General features: G+C 76.2%; 1 protein-coding gene. It reads left to right on the forward strand.

Annotated elements, in window-relative coordinates; all coding sequences use genetic code 11:
• The coding region (locus tag GTW08_RS22425; protein ID WP_161152480.1) for a type I polyketide synthase at positions 1–2500 on the forward strand (2500 nt) is incomplete at both ends.

Below are 2500 nucleotides of genomic sequence, written 5' to 3' on the forward strand. Positions count from 1 at the left end.
CGGCCTGGGTGCCGTCGTCGCCCGGCACCTGGCCACCACCCACGGCGTGACCGACCTGCTGCTGGTCGGGCGCCGCGGCCCGGCCGCCGACGGCGCGGCCGAGCTGGTCTCCGACCTCACCGCCGCCGGTGCGCGGGCCCAGGTCGTCGCCTGCGACGTGAGCGACCCCGCGGCGGTGACCGAGTTGCTCGGCGCGCACCGGGTGACCTCGGTGGTGCACGCCGCCGGGGTGCTCGACGACGCCACCGTCGGTTCGCTGACCCCGCAGCGGCTCGCGGCGGTGCTGCGCCCGAAGGTCGACGCCGCGTGGAACCTGCACACCGCGGCCGCGGCCCTGGGTCTCGACCTCGACGCGTTCGTGCTGTTCTCCTCGGTCGCCGGGGTGTTCGGCAGCCCCGGGCAGGCGAACTACGCGGCGGGCAACGCCGCCCTCGACGCGCTCGCCGCGCACCGTCGGGCCGCGGGCCTGGCAGGTCTGTCGCTGGCCTGGGGACCGTGGGAGCGGACCGGCGGGATGACCGGTGGCGTCTCCGACGAGGACATGGCGCGAATGGCCCGCGCCGGGACCCCCGCCCTCACCGTGGAGCAGGGGCTGACCCTGTTCGACGCCGCGCTCGGCGCCCCCGAGCCCGCCCTGGTGCCGGTCCGTCTGGACCTGCCCGCCCTGCGGGCCGGCGGCGAGGTCCCGCCGCTGCTCCGGTCCCTGATCCGTACCCGGGCCCGGCGCACCGCGGCCACCGGCTCGGCGACGGCGAACGGTCTCGCCCAGCGGCTGGCCCGCCTGGACGCCGAGGGACGCGAGGAGATGGTCCTGGACCTGGTCCGCGGCCAGGTCGCCCTGGTGCTCGGGCACGCCGGTGCGGCCGACGTCGACGCCGGCCGCGCGTTCCGCGACCTCGGGTTCGACTCGTTGACCGCCGTCGAGCTGCGCAACCGGCTCGGTACCGTCACCGGGCTGCGGCTGCCCGCCACACTCGTGTTCGACCACCCGACGGTCCGGCACCTCGCGGCCCACGTCACCGACGAGCTGCTGGGCGCCGAGACCGAGGCCGTCCCGGCCGCCCGCGTCGCGGTGGACGTCGAGGACCCGATCGTCATCGTCGGCATGGCCTGCCGCTACCCGGGCGGGGTGTCCACGCCCGACGAGCTGTGGCGCCTGGTCACCGAGGGCACCGACGCGATCTCCGGTTTCCCGACCAACCGGAACTGGGACCTCGAGGCGCTGCACCACCCGGACCCGGACCACCCCGGCACCACCTACACCCGCTCCGGCGGGTTCCTGCACGAGGCGGGCGAGTTCGACCCGGCCTTCTTCGGGATGAGCCCGCGCGAGGCGCTGGCCACCGACTCGCAGCAGCGCCAGCTGCTGGAGACCTCGTGGGAGGCCGTCGAGCGGGCGGGCATCGACCCGTCGACGCTGCGCGGCACCGCGACCGGCGTGTTCGCCGGTGTCATGTACAGCGACTACAACGCCGTCCTGGCCGGGGGGCCCGAGTTCGAGGGCTTCCAGGGGGTCGGCAGCTCGCCGAGCCTGGCCTCGGGCCGGGTCGCCTACACCCTCGGGCTGGAGGGGCCCGCGGTCACCGTCGACACCGCGTGCTCGTCCTCGCTGGTCGCGATGCACTGGGCGATGCAGGCGCTGCGGACCGGGGAGTGCTCGCTCGCGCTGGCCGGCGGTGTCACCGTCATGTCCACCCCGGCGGCGTTCGTCGACTTCGCCCGCCAGCGCGGCCTGTCCCCGGACGGGCGCTGCAAGGCCTTCTCCGACGACGCCGACGGCGTCGGCTGGTCCGAGGGCGTCGGCATGCTGGTGCTGGAACGGCAGTCCGACGCGCTGCGCCACGGCCACGACATCCTGGCCGTGGTCCGCGGGTCCGCGGTCAACTCCGACGGCGCCTCCAACGGGATCACCGCCCCGAACGGGCCGTCCCAGCAGCGGGTGATCCGCCAGGCGCTGGCGAGCGCGGGGCTGTCCACCGACGACGTCGACGTCGTCGAGGCGCACGGCACCGGCACCTCGCTGGGCGACCCGATCGAGGCCCAGGCGCTGCTGGCCACCTACGGCCGGGACCGGGACACCGACCGGCCGCTGCACCTGGGGTCGCTGAAGTCCAACATCGGGCACACCCAGGCCGCCGCCGGCGTCGCCGGCGTGATCAAGATGGTGCTGGCGATGCGGCACGGCGTGCTGCCCCGCACGCTGCACGCGGACACCCGTTCCTCGCACGTGGACTGGACCGAGGGCGCCGTGGAGCTGCTCACCGAGCAGACCGCGTGGCCGGAGACCGGCCGTCCGCGCCGGGCCGCGGTGTCGTCGTTCGGGATCAGCGGCACCAACGTGCACACGGTGCTGGAGCAGGGACCGGACTCCGCGCCCGCCCCCGACCCCGGTCCCGGGGCCACCCCGGCCGTGGTCCCGCTGCTGCTCTCGGGCCGCGGCCGCCCCGCGCTGCGCGCCCAGGCCGGCCGGCTGCTCGACCACCTGCGGGACCACCCGGGC

This window comes from Pseudonocardia sp. SID8383 (assembly GCF_009864975.1).
GTDB lineage: Bacteria > Actinomycetota > Actinomycetes > Mycobacteriales > Pseudonocardiaceae > Pseudonocardia > Pseudonocardia alni.